Origin of the sequence: Nostoc sp. (genome assembly GCF_035638895.1) — a bacterium.
Classification (GTDB): domain Bacteria; phylum Cyanobacteriota; class Cyanobacteriia; order Cyanobacteriales; family Nostocaceae; genus Nostoc.
Genome location: NZ_DASQZC010000715.1, coordinates 1 through 20,172, shown reverse-complemented (window position 1 = coordinate 20,172; position 20,172 = coordinate 1). Strand labels below are relative to the sequence as shown.

Sequence of the window (20,172 nt, the reverse complement as noted above, 5' to 3'; positions counted from 1 at the left end):
AGAGGTCGATTTTCCAGTTAATTCCCTAAACGACACGGCTATAGTGCAGATGCCTAAGCGGTTGAGCATCCTGGAGGCTTTAGGCTTTAAGCAAACCTGCCAAAGCTTAATCCAGCCCAATTCACATCCTAAGCAAATCATCATTGACTTTCACCAAACTACTTTTATGGATAGTAGTGGCTTAGGTGCGCTGGTCAGTAATTTTAAATACTCCCAGACTCAAGGGATTACATTAACACTGCGGAATGTAACACCTCAAGTAATGGCAGTCCTAAAACTCACGGGATTGGATCAGGTTTTTCCTTTAGAGCTTGTAGATGATGGGCCGCTAATCAAACAGGAAGACTTAGTAGATAATCGGAAAACAACTTCCCGTAAAGCAGAGCAGTTACCTACTACTCACCCTTCTGTGGCATCTTGGATGAAACGGTTGTTAGACATTGTGGGGTCTGTGGTCGGTTTATTAATTACAGGAGTTTTATTTATTCCGATTGCGATCGCTATTCAAATTAATGATCCCGGGCCCATTTTCTTTAGTCAAATTCGTTGTGGTTGGATGGGGAAACGGTTTAAGATTTGGAAATTCCGTTCCATGTGTGTGGATGCAGAAGCGAAGAAATCCCAAGTTCAAAACCAAGTGCAAGGTGCTTTTTTCAAAAATGAGAATGACCCCAGAATTACCAAAATAGGGCGCTTTTTACGGCGAACTAGTCTTGATGAATTACCGCAATTTTGGAACGTCCTCAAAGGAGAGATGAGTTTAGTAGGCACTCGACCACCTACACCCGATGAAGTGGAACGCTACGAAGTACCGGAGTGGCAACGTTTAGATGTTAAGCCTGGTATGACTGGCGAATGGCAAGTAAACGGGCGTTCTACAGTCCGTAGTTTTGAAGATGTAATTCGCCTAGATTTGCAGTATCAAAAAAATTGGAGTTTGGTGTACGATTTAAAGCTAATTTTCAAAACTATAGCTATTCTGTTTAATAGAAACAGTGGTGCTGTTTAGCTAATTACCCTTATTCACAATTTTTTGTTAACTCCCAATCACAATAATTGTTAGATACACCCAAGCCTATTTTTAGGCTTGGGTAAATTTTAGGTTTACCTACAGCTAATTTTGGATTTTAGATTTTGGATTTTAAATTTTAGATTGACCACACGGATGAATAATCTTTATTTCAATAAAGATGTTTCTTTAGTTTGTATCCCCAATTAAAATTGAGGGATTAAAACCAAGTTTAGATTTTGGATTTTGAATTATTCAATCCAAAATCCAAAATCTAAAATCTAAAATTTGGTAATCTTCTGCATCAGATTATCCCACCGCTTTCTGAATACCAACTACTTCAACCTGCTGCACTTCTGGCAACAAACGCTTCATGCCTTGCTTAACAAACCCCTGCAAAAAACCAATCTGCTGATTTTGCCCAAATACCTTTTGTAAGGTTTGCCGCAAATTCTCCAAATTCAAACCAGTGCCAGAATCTATTGCTATTTCCTGCTGTTGGAAATATTCAACTAGACTTAACCCTGCTACTCTAGTCAGATAAGCTGCACTTACTCCCTGCACTACGCCACCAGCAACAAAGGTAACGGCATTACTTTTTAGAACAGTACTAATAGCTTTTGTAGAAAGTTCAACTAAACCCAGTTTCAGCATCAAACTTCCCATTGTTCCAGCTACGGTTTGCGCCTGTTCCAAGGAAAATTTCTGCTGATAGATATTACCCAAATCCATTACCATCTGAGCATTAATTGCCGCAGTCGCCAGGATATCAAGGGCTGGGACTGGGTTAGCAAAGGCAGCAGCAGCAGCTATCCATTGATATTGTTCAATAATTGGGGTAGCGCGATCGCGTCTAGTTCCATTCAACCAGTTTTTCGCCTCAGCTTTCAACAACCCTGTTTTTCTCATGGTTGTTAACCAAACTAGCCGTTGTCCCTGCTGTGTCAATTCACCCAACTGATGGGTCAACTGCTGGATATTTGGTGCTGGTTGTTCCATCCACTCTTGCACAGAACCATCAGCCTCATGCTTTCGGACTTTGATGGGAATAGGAGAGGCCGCAGTTGCAACTACATTTCCCTGCATTCGCTGTTTTAATGACAGCAAGACGCTGGCGCTTTCATCGGCTAAATACTGGTCTTGTTTGTTCAAAACCAGGATTGTGGGCTGATTTGCTGCTTTTAGCTGCTGTAAGGCTTGAAATTCTGAGTCTGTCAAATCACCGTTTGTTAAGAACAGAACAAAATCAGATTTTGCCACTTCTGCTAAAACAGGTGCATCTGAATTGTCACCCGCTTCTCTAAATAAAGGTGCTGTTTCTTCTAGAGACACCAAATTTCGTGTCTCGACATTTTCCTTTAGCACTTTAATTAAAGTGCTTTTACCTACGGATTTACCGCCAGTCACAGAAACTTTAATTTCTTGTCTGTCTAACTCGAACAACAATTGGGCAACTTGTTCTCGTAGTGTCTCTAATGCTGTGTGGTTTTCTGCTTCTTGTGCCAGTTGGTTAATTACAGTTTCAGTTTTAGCGATAGCACTTTCTACAGCCGCCCGATCCACTACCATACCATCTAACTGCTCTAAACTGTCTTTTGGGCGATTTTTTTGGAATAACCACAAACCACCGCCTACAGCTAAGGCACTCAATAAACCAAACTCACCCACCTGCACTATAGAATCGTGCCAACTGTCCAACATCCACAGAGAAAAGGAAAGTCCCAATCCTCCCACTAAAATTGGTCGCTGCAACTTCACAACCATGATTTTCCGCGCCTTTTAAATGGCTATTTCTTCCAGAATAGATCAAAATAAAACAAAAACCCTGCAATCTTCACTGATTGTAGGGTTTTTATTTTATCTTTCATTTGGTGGCGGGAAGTGGATTTGAACCACTGACCTTCGGGTTATGAGCCCGACGAGCTACCAGGCTGCTCTATCCCGCGCCGCTCTTGACCTTTTTATCATAACCCATAGTCAAGAGTTTGGCAACTACAAAAATGATAATTCTCCAATTACTTCTAAACGCTTGTATTTTCCCAAGCTGACAAACTTTTCACTGAGGCTTTCGGCGGCGCTGGGACTAATCCAACCCATTTGCTGGAGTAAGTGAATAGCCACGGCGTATTTTGCTCGTTTTGCCCCATCCATAACTTTAATTGCCAATCCCAAGCCTTCACCGAGTCTACCAATGCACTGCACTCCTTCGGCACCAGTTTTACTGACCAGTTCCCCTGGAGTTAAGCGCATCAGTTCCGTATCAAATTCTCCATCTCCAGCCACCATCGCGGGGTGATGAGTCATAGCACGGACAATGCGCTCCATATCCAGATTGGTACTAGAGGCTAACAGTGCATATAAAGATGCCATGTGACCGAGTTGCATCAGATAAGTTGGTGCGCCACAATCATCATGAGCGCTGATAAATTCTGCTGCTGGCATTCGCAGCAATTCTGCTACTTTGCCCAAAATCAACTGCTGTACTGGGTGCTTGCGATCCAAGTAGTTATTCAAAGGCCAACGGCGTTGCTGACAAACAGCTAACATTCCCGCATGTTTACCAGAGCAATTGTATTCCAGAGGACTGTGCTTACCTTCAGGAATTGGACACTGGAGTGTAGTTGGGTCAAGATCGGCCCGCCAAAGGATGTTAAATACCTGTCGGACTTGATCTATTCTTCCTTTATGGGAACTTGTGATAATTGCTAAGTCGCGATCGCTGAGGTCATAGCGTTCCAGTGTACCTGTGGTGGTGACTGCGAGTGCCTGAAATGGTTTGAGCGCTGAACGGATAAATGCAGCAGTTTCAGAATTCCCGGCAACGGTTAGAACCCGTCCTCGTTCGTCGCATACAACAGCCTGGACTATATGCCTGGATTCAATAATACCTTCCCGCAGCAACCGGACTTCCAGTGCTGCGGCTTGAGTTCGTTTTCCCATTGTCATGGGTTTATATTTATTACCTTTTTTAATTAATTAGTCATTGGTCATTGGTCATTGGTCATTAATCCTTAGCTAATCACTAATGACCAATGATTTTTTAAAACAAATGCCAAACTATAGTACCAATAACGTACATTCCCGCCAACCCAGCAAAGGTAAATTGTAACCGCCGCAGAATAGGTTTGATTTCGTATGCGACAATCAAGCGATCGCGGTTGAGGATTTCCTGTGGTTTTGTCCAAGTTTGGCCGTCGTACCAGCCTGACTCTTCATAAAAGACTGTGGGGCTGCAAAGGCGATCGCACACGTAGAACCAGCCTAAGTACAACCTTACCAGTGCCAGCACTACGCCAACACTCGCGGCGGCCGCACCACAAAGGATAAAATGTGCAATATACTTGTTCGGAGGAAAACTTGCTGCTGCCACAGGCCCTGCGACCAGCCAAGACAAACCCCAAATCCAAGCTATTTTCGTGATATACTCGCGCAAATCTAAAGTGGTATCACGAAACAGCCAGGAATTTTTTAACTCTTCGTACTCATTAAGCGGTTGTTGGTCTGTAGGAACTGGGCAATTTGAAACCGAAGACCTAATCATGTTGGCTTACCTTCACCTTCATCAGATTCTGGAAGGGAAATACGCTCTGCATGAATCCAGAACGCTTCTAAATTATAAAACTCTCGTTCTTTGGGCATCATGATGTGAACGATCACATCACCGTAGTCTTGTAGTACCCAACTTCCCTCAAGTTTTCCTTCTGTCCTTATGGGACGCCGTTGCAACTCAGTTTCGACCTTTCCTTCAATTGCTTGAGCGATCGCCCTGACTTGTACTTTAGAATAGCCAGTCATCATCACAAAGTAATCAGCTAGGTAAGATACCTCTGCTACTTTGAGCAATATAATCTCACCCGCTTTGCGGTCTGATCCAGCTTCTGCGATCGTCACAGCTAATTTTCCGCTTTCCTCTTCAGTATAGGCGTGGCTTTTTACCACACTCTTCGTCAGTGGAACAGATTGTAATGGGAAATTGCCTTGGAAATAATCAGTCATTAAACCTCAGGTGCTTTCTTTTGAAACAATTGTTTACATTTACTTACAAATCAGAAACAATTGATCTGAAAATGTGTCAATAGGTTTTTTTGAATACTAACAAAAAAACGCGGGTCTATGGGGCTAGTACCGCAAGGCGGAAGTCAAAAGTTAAAAGTCAAAAGTCAAAAAGCTTATAAGATAGGCTTTTGAACGATTTTAAATGGTTGCTTTATTTACGCCGTGCTGTACTAGTTTGATAATTGGCTGCTTAGATTTCGACATTAGCAATCAGCAGTTGGGATTAATATTTAGCATGTTTTCAGCTAAAAATATTGATTTTTCAGGTTTTCTCGCTATTTTCCTCAGTTTCTCCGAGTTGAGCTTGAGTAGACCGTAATTCCTCTAATGCCAAATTTAAGCTGAGATTTTTCTCATTTAACTCCCGTGTTCGTTCGCGTACTTTCTCTTCTAGTACCTGGCTGTATACTTCTAGCTGTTCGTTAGCATCATTTTGAACTGTGATGAGTTGCTGAACTTCCAAAATTAAACGATTGAGGGAAGTAGCCAAGATACCAACTTCATCATTAGTTGTTACGGGTGCTTGTAAATCAAAATTAGATTCCTCTGTAACCTGTTGGGCAACATGGGTGACTGCTTGAATAGGACGGGCAATGGCCCGACTAGTGTAAATTGCTAATAATGTGGCGATCGCGATCGATAGTGACAGGCTACATAAGATAATATTTAGACGTAATTTCTCTGCCCTTCGCAATTCCCAATTTGCTTGCTGATACTCTTGAGCTATGACTTCCACAAGGTTGCTGATGTCATCGAGAAAATCATCAATCATAAAAATTGATGAGCTATGCATGAAATTGAACAGTTGAGTTTGTGCTGTCTTGATATCGTTTGCTGATAATTTACTGGGATTATTATCGTGAAACAGAGCCTCTGTGCGCTGTAAGTAAGTATTAAAGCCTTTGTGGACCTGCAACAAGCGGTGAACAGCTTGTTGTTCAATTACAGAATCGTATAGATTCGGGTTCTCAATGCTGTAGTTAGTTTTGAACTCAAACCAAACTTGTCTAGCTTGCTCAACATAGTTAAGTAACAAAGTATATTGTTCTTGCCATCTTTTTGGTTGATCCATGTATAAAATCAGCTTGTGTTGGTTGGTACGAACACGAAACACACTGGTTTTCAGTTGGTACATCTTATATAACTCTTCAATCGCCGCTTCTTCCCGCTTTTGCGCTTGTCGCTGGTAATAATCTGCAATTAGAAACCCAATGCTAGTTCCCAGTACAGCGATGCTCAAAATCAGTGCATATCCAATGCCAATCTTTTGACCAACCTTCAGATGGCTGAACCAATATCTAGAATTACTTTTGTCTGGACTGGAGTGAGTTGATTGCAAAGGGTTGTTTGACTGGTCAAAAGCCAGTTCATCGAAGTTGTGATGCTGTTTCATATTGAACCTCAAGACTCAGCACTCAGCACTACGTTCGCAAGCGATAACCCATGCCTCTAACTGTCTCAATCAGTTTGCTACCTAGTTTCTTACGGAGATAACCGACATACACATCGACAATATTAGAACCTGGGTTATAGTCGTAACCCCAAACGTAATCTAGGAGTTGTTCTCGACTGATTACTTGTTGTGGATGTCGGCAAAACATTTCTGCCATAGCAAATTCACGGGCAGGTAGTTCTATTAGGCGATCGCCTATTTTCACTTGTCGAGTTCGCAAATTAAGCTCAATATTACCAGCTTTGAGGATAAATTCTTGGGCATCTCTGGCAGGTCTAGTACTTCGCAACCGTAACCTTACCCGCGCCAATAGTTCTTCAAATCGGAAGGGCTTGGTGACATAATCATCTGCACCCCCTTCTAGTCCAGCAACTTTGTCGTGAATGTCACTCCGGGCAGAGAGGATAATCACAGGTATGTCTTCTCCCTGTCCGCGCAGTTCTTCGAGTACTTTAAACCCGTCTTTTCCAGGCAAACCTAGATCCAGAATTAACAAGTCAAAGCTTCCGATTTGGATGACATCCAGCACATACAACCCATCTGTAACAATTGTTGTTGTGAACCCTTGCGATCGCAACCCTTTTTCAATAAATGAGGCAATTCGGGGTTCATCTTCAACGATGAGAATGTTGGGCATAGACGCTTATTTATTAGGGGGATCGAGCGGTAAAACGATGGTAAACATCGAACCTGCTCCTAACTGACTACGAAGTAATACTTGCCCACCGTGAGCTTCTGCTATCGCTCGCACGATAGAAAGCCCCAGCCCAGCCCCCTCTGAACGACGCCGACTTTTGGAAGACCGGGCAAAGCGTTCAAAAATTCGTTTTTGATCGACCAGTGGAATGCCTTCGCCTGTATCGCGTATCCAGAAGCGCACCTTTTCTTTGGCGATCGCTGAACCTATGGAAATAATATCACTCTCTTTAGTATGCTGAGTAGCATTCTGAGCCAGATTCATCATGGCTTCGGTAATTCTTTGACGGTCAACAACAATCTGACCTTTGGCCACAGAGTCTAGTTGCCAGTCTCTCTCTGCCAGTGCTTGGGCTTTAATAAATAATTCTTTGGTTAAATCTGCCACATTTACTGTTGCTACCTGTAAAAAGTCGGCGCGTTCTGCTTTTGCCAGCAAAATCATATCATCAACTAAACGACTCATCCGATCTAGTTCTCCGATGACCAGTGCCACGGTTTCTTGTTGTTCTTGGGGATCATCTCCCATCAGTTCTAGATGTCCACGAATAATAGTGATGGGAGTTCTCAGTTCGTGTCCAGCATCGTTAACGAATTCACGCTGGCTGGCAAAGGCTGCTTCTAGTCTGTCCATCATTTCGTTGAATGTCTTCGCCAGTTCCCCCAGTTCTCCCTTACCTCGCACAGGCAAACGCCGAGTTAAATCTGACTCACTGATGGCATGAGCTGTAGTGAGAATTGTCCGTAGAGGAGAGAGTATCCGCCCCGCAGCAAACCAGGTAAGGATTAACGACACCACAAACACTAAGCTGAAAACTTGAATAATCACAGTGATTGCTTCTAAGGCTTCTGTCCTTTTCCCGGCGGTATTGTGGGCAACGACAAAGACTCCCCGTGTTTGTCCATTAATAGTAATGGGTTCCACCATGTAAAGAATATTACTACCATCAGGGGCGAAAAATTCTTGTTCTCCCTGTTCTGGTTGGGTCTGTTTTGCCCACCGTCTCATAAGTAATGAGTCTCTGGCTAAAAGCTTAGGGCGTTTGCTAGGACTAGATTTATAGAATTCACCATTGAGAAAAGTGATAAAGTAGGATTCATCTTCTGGTCGCCGATACAACAAATAAGCTCTAAAAAGCTTGATTAAGTCTTCTACGGAGGCTGGAGTAGTGATTTGTTCTTCTCCAGATAGTATTGACTCGTTCAATATCTCTTCTGAGTCATCAGTGAGTCTATTCTCCATAACAAACTTTTCGCCCTTAATCAGCGCCTTAAAAGCTATCATATTTCCTTCCATATCCTGACGAACCCGCTCATCAATGCGCTGGTATAGCTGATAGCGAAATGCCGGAATAGCAATGAGAAACGTTATTCCTAAAATCAGCAAGTACCAGAGCAAAATCCGGGTGCGTGCTTCTCCCAATAGTTGCTGCCAAACTAAAAGCAACTGAGATATTTTGAAAACAGACATGCGATCGCAAAAACGGTTTAATACCCTGCTCATTTTGACTCATCCTCATTTGAGGCTGTTTAAATTCATCAAATACTCGGTTTAACAAACAAGAGGGGTTAATTCCCCATCCCCAAAGGGAATTGCTTGTAATGAGAAAGGGGTTTAAATCCCCATCTCAAAACTTAATTGCGTTAGCGACGCGCAAGGCGAGTCCGCGATAGCGAAGCGTTAGCGAGTCCGCGAGCGTCATTGCGAATTGCGAATTGGTTTAAGGCTTACAATCTACTAATTAATTTTTGATGAGAGAATTTTCATCAATTTCTCATGCACTTTTAATAAGAAATTGATAATTTATAAAGTAGTGTTTAACTTTTGTTAACCGAATAATAATCTGATTTTAACTTTAGGTTTTGAAATTATTAATTTAAAAAAATAAAACCTATTAATTTTAGTAGAAAAAATAAGCAAATTCTAATAATAAAGACATGAAAAAGTGGGATGTTTTTATTTTATTTAATTCATAAAGTGAGCATATCATTAATTTGTCAATTTAACTCAAAAATCAAAATTTAAAGTTTGGATAAAAGTGTTAACTCAATTTGCAAGTCGTCAGCCACCAGATGAAAAGTTTGTCAGGAGTACAGATGAAAAACTTGTTAACCCCCATTAAAAAAATAGCACGAACGTCGGCTAGCATAGCGTCTTCAGAGGTTAGTAGTTTATCTAGCAATGCTCGTAAATGTCGCATTGCTTTATATTCCCACGACACAATGGGGCTGGGACATAAGCGCCGTAATTTGTTGATTGCTCAAACTTTAGGATGTTCAGCCCTAGAAATTGATGTTTTGCTCATTAGTGGGATACAAGATGCCAGCAACGTAATAACACTACCAGGGGTTGATTGTTTGACCCTACCTGCCCTGCACAAAAATATTGATGGGCAATATCAGGCGCGACGATTGGATCTATCATTGCAGGAAATTATTACGCTGCGATCGCAAGTTATTCTTACCACCATTAAAACTTTTAAACCCGATATTCTGATTGTGGATAATGTACCGCGAGGAGCGGTAAGAGAGCTAGAACCAACACTAAATTATTTGCGTACCCAAGGAAAAACGCACTGCATTTTAGGTTTACGGGATATTTTAGATGATCCCACATCCGTGCATCGAGATTGGAAAAGAATAGCTAATGAAGAGGCGATTCAAACCTACTATGATGCGGTTTGGGTATATGGTGATCCAGCCATCTATGACCTAGCACAGGAATATCGTTTCAATGCAAAGACTTTAGCAAAATTACGCTACACTGGCTATCTTGACCAGCGTAACCGCCTGAAATTCGTAGATATGGATAGCGTTCAGGCATTGAAATCACTGAATTTGCCATCTGAACGATTCGTGTTGTGCTTGGTGGGAGGCGGACAAGATGGAGCGCGTCTGGCAGAAACATTTGCTCTTGCTGAACTACCAGCAGAGATGAGCGGCATCATCTTGACGGGGCCGTTCATGTCGCAAAAAGTACAGCAACAGCTTCAGAAGTATGCTGCTAAACGTTCTAATTTGCGGGTGTTGAAATATTTAGCTGAACCGACGCTGTTGCTGAATCAGGCTGAACGCGTCATTGCTATGGGTGGTTACAACACAACTTGCGAATTGCTGTCATTTCAAAAGCGATCGCTTATTGTACCCCGAATCAAGCCCCGTCGAGAGCAGTTTATCCGTACCAAACGCTTACAGGCACTTGGTTTCGTTGATATGCTGCACCCAGATCATCTGAAACCTCAAGCATTAACTGATTGGTTAATGGAGTCAGGTGAGCCGCTACAAGCCCGTAATTGTATCGATTTTGATGGACTTACCCGTATTCCTCAATTCGTAAATGAAATACTCAAGTTTACTCATCATTCATCACATCAAGCATCTTAATTACGAATTACGCATTACGAATTACGAATTACGAATTATGTCAGTCCGTATTGGTTACATTCTTAAACGTTATCCTCGCTATTCTGAAACCTTCGTCGTCAATGAAATTTTGGCTCATGAAGCGGCTGGTTTAGATATTGAAATTTTTGCTTTGAGGGCACCGTGTGACACTCACTTTCAAAATATTATTTCCCAGGTACGTGCTACCGTCAACTACATTTGTAAGCCAATTCAAGGTCGAATGAGCAAATCCCTTAATAGTCTTGCTCCCACAGCAGCAAGCTATTTTTGGGCAGAATTACAAGAAGCGAGTAAAGTTATTCCAGATTTTTGGTCAAAGTTGGCATTTGCTCAAGGTGAACAAGCTAGCACTGTTTACCAAGCTGCATGGCTAGCACGAGAAGCGCGACTCAAAGGAATCACCCATTTTCACGCTCACTTTGGCACTGTTGCAACCAGTGTAGCTCGATTAGCATCTCACTTCACGGGCATTCCCTACACCTTCACCGCTCATGCTAAAGACATCTTTCATGAAAGTGTTGAATTTGAGGATATGCAACGCAAGCTCAAAGATGCTGCCACTGTCGTAACTGTCAGTGGCTATAACCTCAATTATTTGCAAAAAACTTATGGTGCAGCTGCAAAGCGAGTTCAACGCATCTACAATGGCTTAGATTTACGACAATTACAATATTCTTCCCCGATTGATCGTCCTCCATTGATTCTCTCAGTCGGTCGATTAATTGAGAAGAAAGGGCTATCTATTTTAATAGATGCTTGTGCGATTCTGAAGCGAATAAATTGTGATTTCCAATGTCAAATAGTGGGAACAGGATCATTAGAAGCTGTATTGCAACAAAAAATCCAAGATTTAGGGCTGCAATCTACTGTGGAAATTGTCGGCCCACGTCCTCAAAATGATGTATTTCAATTGATGCAGCAAGCTGCTGTGTTTGCAGCTCCATATATTATTGGACAAGATGGCAATCGGGATGGTTTGCCTACAGTTTTACTCGAAGCGATGGCATTGGGAACGCCCTGTGTAAGTACAGATGTGACTGGAATTCCCGAATTAGTGCGCGATCGCCAGACTGGATTAATTGTGCCACAACATGATGCCGAACAATTAGCGATCGCACTTCAACAACTCCTTAGCAATCCCGCCTTCCGAGTCAAGTTATCAACCCAAGCCAGACAATTAATTGAATCTGAGTTTGACATTCATCGCAATAGCGCAGCATTACGAGCAATATTTCATGCGGCTGAACCGAATGCTGCCATGACTTTAAAAGTAGTTCAGGAGGTTTAGAGCGTGCGAATTGCTTATATCTGTGCCGATCCAGGAATTCCTGTATTTGGGCAAAAAGGATGCTCTATTCATGTCCAAGAAGTAATTCGAGCATTGCAACGGCAAAATATCCAAGTAGATTTGTTTGCCACTCGCATTGGTGGAAAGCCACCCGCAGATTTAACTAATGTTTCAGTTCATCAACTTCCAGCCATCCCAAAACTAGAACGCTCTGTGCGAGAGCAAGTTGCCTTATCGATTAATCCTGATTTGCGTTCAGCTTTGGAGAAATTTGGCCCATTTGACCTAATTTATGAGCGTTACTCTCTTTGGAGTTATAGCGCAATGCAATTTGCCCAAGCAATGGGAATTCCCGGATTATTAGAGGTCAATTCACCTCTGATTGCTGAACAGGCAAAACATCGTGGCTTGATTGATTGCCATAGCGCCCAACAGGTCGCCAATCGGGTTTTTCCATCTGCTACAGCACTGATTGCTGTTTCAGCTGAAGTGAAAACTTACTTAATGAATTATGTCAAAAGTAGCAAAATTCATGTCATCCCAAATGGTGTAAATCCCGATCGCTTCTCTGCTTTTAATCGTGCATTTTCAACACAACCAGAAACCTTTACAGTGGGATTTGTCGGCACATTAAAACCGTGGCATGGATTACCAATTCTCACAGCAGCTTTTGCTCAACTGCATCAACAAGTTCCCAATGCCAAACTTTTGATTGTTGGCGATGGCCCTGAACGGGAAAATCTCGAAGCCGAATTATTGGCACGAGGATTATATTCTCATGCTAAATTCACCGGAGCAGTGAATCCTGATGAAATTCCGAAATTATTAGCAGCAATGGATGTTGCTGTTGCACCATATCCGGCTGAATCCGATTTTTACTTTTCACCGTTGAAAGTTTATGAATATATGGCGGCTAGTTTGCCAGTAGTTGTTAGTGGTATTGGGCAATTACTTGAGCTAATTGACACAGAGGTGAATGGGATTCTTTGCCCACCAGGTGATGCGATCGCCTTAGCAGAGGCATTAGAAAAATTGTGGCGATCGCCTACTTTGCGCCATTCTTTGGGACAAGCGGCGCGGAAAACAGTCATAGAACATCACACTTGGGAGGCGATCGCGCAACAGATTTTGCATATAGCTGGATTAAATACTCCGTCTCAATTCCAAGTGGAGGTGAGACGATAAATGGGACGTTCAAAGCCACAGAAAAAAGTTATTCCCGGTTTATGGGGAGTACTACACTATTTCTGGCCTTACATTCAGAAACAGTATGGACTACTTTTGATTTCTGCGATCGCTCTGGTTGCGGATGTCGGACTACGGGTGCTGGAACCTTGGCCCCTAAAGTTTGTCTTTGATTACGTTTTGATTCGAGGCGATCAACCTACCAATATCCCATTAGTTGATCGCTTGGAGCCAGTTACATTACTGACAGTTTCAGCAGTTACAGTCCTTGTCATTACCGGATTACGCGCACTTGCCGCCTATTGGAGTACTGTCGGACTAGCAACAGTAGGTAGCCGAGTCATGACTAAGGTACGTAATCATCTGTATTGTCATCTTCAAGATTTGTCTTTGTCTTACCACACCAAAGCTCGTAGCGGCGATTTAATTATTCGTGTAAGTAGCGATGCTAGCCGTCTGCAAGAAATTATGATCACGGCAGCATTACCATTGGTGGTGAGCATTCTGACGCTGTTTGGCATGATTAGCGTGATGCTTTGGATAAATCGGAGCCTCACCCTACTTGCACTGCTCACTTTACCATTGTTTGCATTAGTCACGAATCGGCTGAGTCAGCGAATTCGTGAGTCTTCATTAAAGCAACGCAAACAAGAAGGGGCTGTGGCGGCGACGGCGGCTGAGTCAATTGCTGCCATAAAATTAGTCAAAGCCCTCTCACTGCAAGATGCCTTTGCGCGAGTTTTTTCTCAACAAAATCAGCGTAGCCTGAAGGAGAGCGTCAAAACCCAACGCCTTGCGGCTCATCTCGAACGAACCGTTGATGCTGTAATTGCACTAGGAACAGCACTTGTTTTATGGTACGGTTCTTGGCTGGCATTGCAAAATGCTCTGACACCGGGTGATGTGCTGGTATTTCTCACCTATCTCAAAAATGCCTTTAAGCCAGTTCAGAACTTTGCTAAGTACACCGGAAGACTTGCTAAAGCTGCTGCTTCTGGTGAGCGAATTTTAGATGTATTATCACAGCAACCTGATGTTCGAGATTTGCCGGATGCAATACCGGCTCCAATTTTCCGAGGTGAGGTTTGTTTTGATCGCGTTCACTTTGCCTATGAACGAGGACAAGTTCTGCTGGAAGACATCAATTTAAGCATTCAACCAGGGCAGCAAGTAGCGATCGTTGGTACATCAGGTGGTGGCAAATCTACCTTAGTAAGTCTATTATTACGACTTTATGACCCGACGATGGGTAAAGTCATGATTGATGGGCGGGATATCCGCGAGTACACATTGGAATCATTACGCCCACAAATTAGTGTAGTTTTGCAAGACAGTCTCTTATTTGCCGCTACCATTCGAGAAAATATTGCCTACGGTATTGCCTGCGTGTCGGATGCAGAAATTGAAGCAGCCACTCGTCTAGCTAATGCTGATGATTTCATCCAAGCTTTACCCCAAGGATACAACACACTTGTAGGAGAACGAGGTGCAACCCTTTCAGGCGGACAACGCCAACGAATTGCGATCGCCCGCGCTGCTATTCGCCAAGCTCCAATTTTGATTTTAGATGAACCCACAACTGGGCTAGATCAAGGTAATGAGACAGCGATCGTTGATGCTCTACAACGGCTCTCGCAAAATCGCACCACCTTTTTAATTACTCATGATCTGTATCTTGCAACTCGCGCAGATATAATTCTTTACATAGAAAATGGGCAGGTGCTAGAACAAGGCACTCATCAGGAATTAATGCAACAGAATGGTCGCTATGCGGCATTGTATCAAATGCAGACTGCAATCCGAACTGAGGAAAAGTCAAATCATTTGATGACTTGAAGAATTCAGAATCAATTAGTAGGGAATTCAGACTCTTCACTTTCTTCTAGACCACTAAATCGTACCAGTTGTACAGAATTTATTCATGCTGAATTCTGTTTCGATAAGAGTTTTTAGATTTACGCCCAGTTAATATTTAGAGGCGAAAAAATATGACTGTTTTCGTCAGCGATCGCTTTAACAGTGTAACTGATTCCAAAATGCCATTTTTGTCAGCAGCCCTTGATCCATTAAAAGTACAACAACGGTTCACTCAGTACTTGCCAATTGTTGAAAACGCTCAACTGCAAAAAATTCAAGTCATTCGCCACAAACCAGGGCGGCGTTGTTTGATTGAATATGAATTGCTGAATAATCACGGGCAAACCATTACACTAATTGGCAAAATCCGAGCTAAAGGAACAGACTTTAATAGTTATGAATTACAAAAATACTTGTGGCAAAAAGGATTTGCAGATGATAGTGCTGATGGAATTTCAGTACCGCAACCTATAGGAATAATCCCCGAATGGCAGATGTGGTTGCAGCGAAAAGTTCAAGGAGCGATTGCCACTCAATTCTTAACTCAAACCAACACCATTTTCCTAGCAAAACGAATTGCTGAAGTTGCTCATAAACTTCACCAAACTAACATTCCTCCTTGCCGTTCTCATGCCATGTCAGACGAACTGCGAATCTTGAATGAAAGGATTCCATTGGTGATGCAACAATATCCAGAATGGAAAAAACGCTTAGAACAAATATTAGCAGCATCTAATCATTTAGGAGAAAATACTCCAGAACTCAAGCGCTGTGGCATCCACCGAGATTTTTATCCCGATCAAGTGATTATTAATCGTTCTCGTTTGTATCTCATCGACCTTGATTTATATTGTGAAGGTAATCCAGCCATTGATATCGGTAACTTTATTGCTCATATTAAAGAATACAGCCTTCGCATCCTTGGCAATTCAGAAGCATTACACAATTGGGAAACTGCCCTAACTAAAAGATTTATTCAGCTTACAAATGAAGAATTCAAAACTTCAATTGAATCCTACATTACCTTAACATTAGTACGACATATTCACATTAGCACCCAATTTTTAGAACGTCGTTCTTTTACAGAAACATTATTAAATCTATGTGAACAACGTTTACATATTAAAAACGCATCATGATTTAAACTCTTATTTTCTGCATAAACAACATTCTATAACAATCCTAAATCATTCGTAAAAATCTCTCCTTATTATCTCTGGGTTTTCTGGGCCTCTGCGGTTCATCTTGGTGTTCAAATTCCTATATTCTAATTGCTAATTTTCAGGAGAGAGCATTGTTAGCTTCAACTTATTGGCGACAATTTTGCTTAAGTAGTTTAATTATCTCATGCACTTCGAGTAGCATAACTCCAGCTATTGCAACACCGATTGCCGATAAACCTAATCACTTCAGTGAATCTAATGCTGATAATCATGCATTAAGTAAAATCACATCTGTTTCGGAATTATCGGCAGAATTAAAAACCCTTGAGAAACGAGTTACTTTATTAGAAACCAACGTTGCTGCATTAGAAACGCAACAGTTTTCCCCCTATGTTGAGCTTGAGGCGGAAGCCATCTTTGCTGTCACTGGATTCGCTGGTGAAAAGAGAGCCAACAGCAGTAAACCAATAAATGAAAATTTAGTATTGAGCGATCGCGTTCGTCTCAGCTTCGTAAGCAGTTTTACTGGAAAAGATAAATTGGAAGTGCGCTTACAAGCAAGGAACACACCAGCATTAGAAGATGTAACTGGAACTCAAATGACAAATTTGGGATTTGATGGTGACGATGAAAATGAGGTGGAAGTAGATGAGCTAGAGTACAGATTTCCACTAGGTAAACGAACCCGCATGACTTTCTACGGGTTGGGAGGAGGATTAGGCGACTTTGTTCCTAGTGTCAATCCTCTTTTTAGCGGTAGTGGAGATGGATCGATTTCTACATTTGGACGAGAAAATCCGATTCGCCGACAAGGTAGTGGCGCAGGTATCGGTATTTCTCATAATTTGAATAAAGCTTTGAATTTGTCATTAGGATATATCAGCAGCAATGCAGCTAATTCAGAGAAGGGGATTTTTGCTAGCCCTTACGGAGCGATCGCTCAACTAACCCTCGAACCCACTAAAACAACAGAACTCAGCCTTACCTATATTCACTCTCATAACAATTTGAAGACGGGAACTGGAAGCGAATTAACCAGTGATCCATTTAATGATGAGGCAGATGCGATCGTTGCTAATTCATTTGGTGCAGAAGCTGCTTGGCAACTTAGCCCAGTTATTACTCTCGGTGGTAGAGTTGGTTTTATTCATGCAAAAGCAGAAGATTTACCAGCAAATCCAAATGCGTCCATTTTCACATGGGCAGTGCTACTAGCTCTCAGAGATATCGGACGAAAAGGCAGCTTTGCAGGATTTACTGTGGGTCAACCTCCCAAAGTGACTCATAATAGTTTCGGTGATGCCTTCAAAGATAAGGATACGTCCTTACATCTGGAAGCCTTTTACCACTATCAAGTCACAGACAATCTGGCAATAACTCCGGGATTATTTGTGATTACGAGTCCAGAACATAATCATAGTAATGGTAGCATTTATGTTGGTACCGTTAGGACAACATTTACCTACTAAGTACAGCCCAGTGTCAACAGGGTACGAAAATCACGCTGCAACAGCCAGAGCAACTGGAGCAGAATTGTTAGGGTTTTGAGTTTAGCACTTTGTCTAATCTAAGCCTACTGCTGTAAACTAAACTTCTTGTTTGGTAATTCTTGTGGACTGAATTGCTCCACGCTCTGCTGTCAATGAGTAACACAACGACTCATATTGATTTAAAGCTTGCTCAAAAGCATAGTTTTCAACGGCATATTGGCGACTTTTATAACCCAGAGTTTTGACTTTTTCGGGGTTTTGATACAAATCTAAAATTGCCATTGCTAAAGCTTGGGGATCTTCTGGAGGAACAATAACTCCGCCGCCACTTTGCTTGATGGCTTTTGCTGCCGTACCATTATCGGGGACAGAAGCAACCAAAGCTCGTCCACTGGCAAGTAGCACTTGAATTTTTGACGGCATATTGAAAGATACAACATTTTTCTTTTGCACCACCAAGCCAACATCGGCAGCTGCTAACATTTGTGGCAATGATTTGCGGGGTTGAAATGGCAGTAGCAAAACATTATTTGCGCCGCAGTCTAAACATTCTTGTTGCAATCGCTGTAAACCGTTTGCCTCTCCAACGATGACAAAAACAATATCTGGGATATGGCGCAACACAGAAGCAGCTTTGACAACGCTTTCTAAGCCTTGGGTTAGGGCAATGTTGCCAGAATAAAGTACTACAAATTTGCCATTCAGGTTATGTGCGGCGCGGAAAGGATTATTTTCTTTAGGGAAAGGGCGGATAAAGTTTACATCAACCCAGTTGGGAATTTGTACAATTTTCTCAGCTTTTACGCCCTTAGATCGCAAATTGTCTACAAACCCATCGGCGATGACGCTAATTTTACTGGCAGTGTGGTAAGCAAATTTTTCCAACACTGTAAATAACTTTATAAGCAATTTATTTTTCAGTAGACCGACATGGACGGCTGCTTCTGGTAATATATCTTGTAGATTTAAGATTACAGGACAAGCACGTAACCATCCTAAAAGAGCAACTGGTACACAGCTTGGCAAGGATGGCGATGTTGAGAGAATAACATCTGGACGCCAACCGACGAGGGCGGGCACAAAACTAGTGACAACGAAACTAGCATCTAGTAACACCCGATCTAATAGATTGGGTTGGGGACGAATCCAAACGTAACTGCGTTGAATTTGAACGCCATTTTTGTATTCGTTGAGATACCACTTGCCCCGATATTCCTGGTAAATCTGACGCTCAGGGTAGTTGGGCATAGCGGTAACTACGCGCACTTGATGCCCACGTTTCACTAGTCCCTCTGCTAATTCAGTCATCAGTGGGGCAATACCAATTGGCTCTGGATAGTAGTTGTAGGAGTAAATTAAAATTCGCATAAAAATTAGTCCGAAGTACCCCGGTTTTTTATTTCATGACAAATATTTGTCTTAAACATGATTTAGAGTTTGAAAACTCCTATATTTATTAATTGTGACTTCAGACTCTTTTTCTGTCAGGTATTTTCCTTAAAGATTGAGTAAATTTTGATATTAAACACTTAGAGAAAGTGTGAATTTTGTGACAACTGAAGCAATCTTAAAATTGTTCATTTTTGATCGGTACGTAAGTATAAACCCTATGCATTTCAATATTAATTAAGACTGTTTTACGGCAGTAGTTATTGAATGAGCGATCGCCCTTGTATTTTCTCCTTTTTTGCTGGTTCAGGTTTCTTAGATTTAGGTTTTGAAACCAACGGTTTTAAGGTTGTTTACGTCAATGAAATCTTTCCCCCATTTATGACTGCATACCGGTATTCACGGCAGGTTCTCAATCTACCGTTACCAGAATACGGGTATCATGATGGAGAAGTAGGAGATGTAACCCAACTTCTTGATGGGTTACAAACACAACACCTACGGGAGCTAGTACAAGATTGTCGTAAATCTCATAATATTGTCGGCTTCATTGGGGGGCCTCCCTGCCCTGATTTTTCTATTGGCGGGAAAAATAGAGGAGGTTTAGGAGATAATGGTAAGCTTTCCGCTTCTTACGTTGAATTAATTTGCCGTAATCTTCCAGATTTCTTTTTATTTGAGAACGTTAAGGGATTGTGGAGAACAAAAAAACACCGTTTATTTTTTGAATCGCTCAAGCAACAATTACTGGAAGCAGGCTATATATTAACAGAGCGGTTAATTAATGCTATCGAATATGGCGTACCCCAAGATAGAGAAAGAATTATTCTCATTGGTTTCCGGAATAGTTTTATCAAAGATACAGGAATAAAAGTCGGTAGTGAAAAGTTTCTACCTGAAGATACTTTTCCTTGGAAAAATCATATTTTATATCCTCAAACAAGGGTTTTTGCTTATCCTTGGCGTCAGTGCGAACCATTCCAAGAAAATTCCATCATTCCTTGCCCTGAAGGCATACCTCAAGAATTAACAGTTGAATACTGGTTTAGAAAAAATAATGTGCTGAAGCATCCCAATGCTGAGAACTGTTTTCAACCAAGGGCAGGGATCACACGATTTGCTTCTATTGATGAAGGAGATGATTCTAAAAAGTCTTTCAAGCGTCTGCATAGATGGCGTTA

Annotated in this window: 16 protein-coding genes and 1 tRNA gene; 8 read left to right on the top strand and 9 right to left on the bottom strand. The window is 41.9% G+C overall.

Going from position 1 to position 20,172, the window contains the following annotated elements; all coding sequences use genetic code 11:
• Window positions 1-1,009 (top strand): anti-sigma factor antagonist (locus VE944_RS33885; RefSeq protein ID WP_324988150.1); only part of this gene is annotated, 1,009 nt, incomplete at its 5' end.
• A gap of 309 nt (window positions 1,010-1,318) precedes the next feature.
• Here VE944_RS33885 and VE944_RS33880 read toward each other — a convergent pair.
• The 8 genes from VE944_RS33880 to VE944_RS33845 all read right to left on the bottom strand — a co-directional run bounded on the left by VE944_RS33880 (window position 1,319) and on the right by VE944_RS33845 (window position 8,718).
• Window positions 1,319-2,773, bottom strand: coding sequence for a YcjF family protein (locus VE944_RS33880; protein WP_324988147.1), 1,455 nt, complete (start codon window positions 2,771-2,773; stop codon window positions 1,319-1,321).
• A gap of 105 nt (window positions 2,774-2,878) precedes the next feature.
• Window positions 2,879-2,955 (bottom strand) — tRNA-Met (locus VE944_RS33875).
• Window positions 2,956-3,001: 46 nt separating this feature from the next.
• Entirely contained in the window at window positions 3,002-3,955 is a 954-nt protein-coding gene (locus VE944_RS33870) for an asparaginase (protein ID WP_324988144.1), read from the bottom strand.
• 94 nt (window positions 3,956-4,049) lie between these two features.
• On the bottom strand, window positions 4,050-4,550 hold the full coding sequence (locus VE944_RS33865; RefSeq protein ID WP_324988141.1) for a CGLD27 family protein: 501 nt from the start codon (window positions 4,548-4,550) through the stop codon (window positions 4,050-4,052).
• Entirely contained in the window at window positions 4,547-5,005 is a 459-nt protein-coding gene (rsfS, locus tag VE944_RS33860; RefSeq protein WP_324988138.1) for a ribosome silencing factor, read from the bottom strand. The genes VE944_RS33865 and rsfS overlap by 4 nt, the downstream gene beginning before the upstream one ends.
• A 322-nt stretch (window positions 5,006-5,327) precedes the next feature.
• Window positions 5,328-6,458 carry a HAMP domain-containing protein gene (locus VE944_RS33855; RefSeq protein ID WP_324988135.1) on the bottom strand — a complete coding sequence of 377 codons (1,131 nt, stop codon included), beginning with the start codon at window positions 6,456-6,458 and terminating at the stop codon, window positions 5,328-5,330.
• A 28-nt stretch (window positions 6,459-6,486) separates the two neighbouring features.
• Window positions 6,487-7,155, bottom strand: a complete 669-nt coding sequence (locus VE944_RS33850) for a response regulator transcription factor (RefSeq protein WP_324988132.1) — start codon at window positions 7,153-7,155, stop codon at window positions 6,487-6,489.
• 6 nt (window positions 7,156-7,161) lie between these two features.
• On the bottom strand, window positions 7,162-8,718 hold the full coding sequence (locus VE944_RS33845; protein ID WP_324988129.1) for a sensor histidine kinase: 1,557 nt from the start codon (window positions 8,716-8,718) through the stop codon (window positions 7,162-7,164).
• Between the two features lie 593 nt (window positions 8,719-9,311).
• Between VE944_RS33845 and VE944_RS33840 the strand changes: the two genes are divergently transcribed.
• The 6 genes from VE944_RS33840 (at window position 9,312) to VE944_RS33815 (ending at window position 17,581) form a co-directional block, all read left to right on the top strand.
• Window positions 9,312-10,598, top strand: a complete 1,287-nt coding sequence (locus VE944_RS33840; protein ID WP_324988127.1) for a glycosyltransferase family protein — start codon at window positions 9,312-9,314, stop codon at window positions 10,596-10,598.
• Between the two features lie 37 nt (window positions 10,599-10,635).
• Window positions 10,636-11,907 carry a glycosyltransferase gene (locus tag VE944_RS33835; RefSeq protein ID WP_414690192.1) on the top strand — a complete coding sequence of 424 codons (1,272 nt, stop codon included), beginning with the start codon at window positions 10,636-10,638 and terminating at the stop codon, window positions 11,905-11,907.
• 3 nt (window positions 11,908-11,910) lie between these two features.
• Window positions 11,911-13,092 carry a glycosyltransferase family 4 protein gene (locus tag VE944_RS33830; RefSeq protein WP_324988121.1) on the top strand — a complete coding sequence of 394 codons (1,182 nt, stop codon included), beginning with the start codon at window positions 11,911-11,913 and terminating at the stop codon, window positions 13,090-13,092.
• Window positions 13,093-14,928: an ABC transporter ATP-binding protein gene (locus VE944_RS33825; protein ID WP_324988118.1), complete on the top strand. Its 1,836-nt coding sequence runs from the start codon at window positions 13,093-13,095 to the stop codon at window positions 14,926-14,928.
• 152 nt (window positions 14,929-15,080) lie between these two features.
• Window positions 15,081-16,088 (top strand): phosphotransferase, encoded by a 1,008-nt coding sequence (locus VE944_RS33820; RefSeq protein WP_324988116.1) that lies wholly within the window; start codon window positions 15,081-15,083, stop codon window positions 16,086-16,088.
• Between the two features lie 155 nt (window positions 16,089-16,243).
• A complete protein-coding gene (locus VE944_RS33815; protein WP_324988113.1) occupies window positions 16,244-17,581 on the top strand; it encodes an iron uptake porin in 1,338 nt (445 codons plus the stop codon).
• A 117-nt stretch (window positions 17,582-17,698) separates the two neighbouring features.
• Here VE944_RS33815 and VE944_RS33810 read toward each other — a convergent pair whose 3' ends face one another.
• A complete protein-coding gene (locus VE944_RS33810) occupies window positions 17,699-18,970 on the bottom strand; it encodes a glycosyltransferase family 4 protein (RefSeq protein ID WP_324988109.1) in 1,272 nt (423 codons plus the stop codon).
• A 288-nt stretch (window positions 18,971-19,258) separates the two neighbouring features.
• Between VE944_RS33810 and VE944_RS33805 the strand changes: the two genes are divergently transcribed.
• The coding region (locus VE944_RS33805) for a DNA cytosine methyltransferase (protein ID WP_324988106.1) at window positions 19,259-20,172 on the top strand (914 nt) is incomplete at its 3' end.

What these genes read in the sequence shown, in the direction of transcription:
- VE944_RS33880 (WP_324988147.1), bottom strand. Translation starts at nt 2,773, where the DNA reads ATGGTTGTGAAGTTGCAGCGACCAATTTTAGTGGGAGGATTGGGACTT.
- VE944_RS33870 (WP_324988144.1), bottom strand. Translation starts at nt 3,955, where the DNA reads ATGACAATGGGAAAACGAACTCAAGCCGCAGCACTGGAAGTCCGGTTG.
- VE944_RS33865 (WP_324988141.1), bottom strand. Translation starts at nt 4,550, where the DNA reads ATGATTAGGTCTTCGGTTTCAAATTGCCCAGTTCCTACAGACCAACAA.
- rsfS (WP_324988138.1), bottom strand. Translation starts at nt 5,005, where the DNA reads ATGACTGATTATTTCCAAGGCAATTTCCCATTACAATCTGTTCCACTG.
- VE944_RS33855 (WP_324988135.1), bottom strand. Translation starts at nt 6,458, where the DNA reads ATGAAACAGCATCACAACTTCGATGAACTGGCTTTTGACCAGTCAAAC.
- VE944_RS33850 (WP_324988132.1), bottom strand. Translation starts at nt 7,155, where the DNA reads ATGCCCAACATTCTCATCGTTGAAGATGAACCCCGAATTGCCTCATTT.
- VE944_RS33845 (WP_324988129.1), bottom strand. Translation starts at nt 8,718, where the DNA reads ATGAGCAGGGTATTAAACCGTTTTTGCGATCGCATGTCTGTTTTCAAA.
- VE944_RS33840 (WP_324988127.1), top strand. Translation starts at nt 9,312, where the DNA reads ATGAAAAACTTGTTAACCCCCATTAAAAAAATAGCACGAACGTCGGCT.
- VE944_RS33835 (WP_414690192.1), top strand. Translation starts at nt 10,636, where the DNA reads ATGTCAGTCCGTATTGGTTACATTCTTAAACGTTATCCTCGCTATTCT.
- VE944_RS33825 (WP_324988118.1), top strand. Translation starts at nt 13,093, where the DNA reads ATGGGACGTTCAAAGCCACAGAAAAAAGTTATTCCCGGTTTATGGGGA.
- VE944_RS33820 (WP_324988116.1), top strand. Translation starts at nt 15,081, where the DNA reads ATGACTGTTTTCGTCAGCGATCGCTTTAACAGTGTAACTGATTCCAAA.
- VE944_RS33810 (WP_324988109.1), bottom strand. Translation starts at nt 18,970, where the DNA reads ATGCGAATTTTAATTTACTCCTACAACTACTATCCAGAGCCAATTGGT.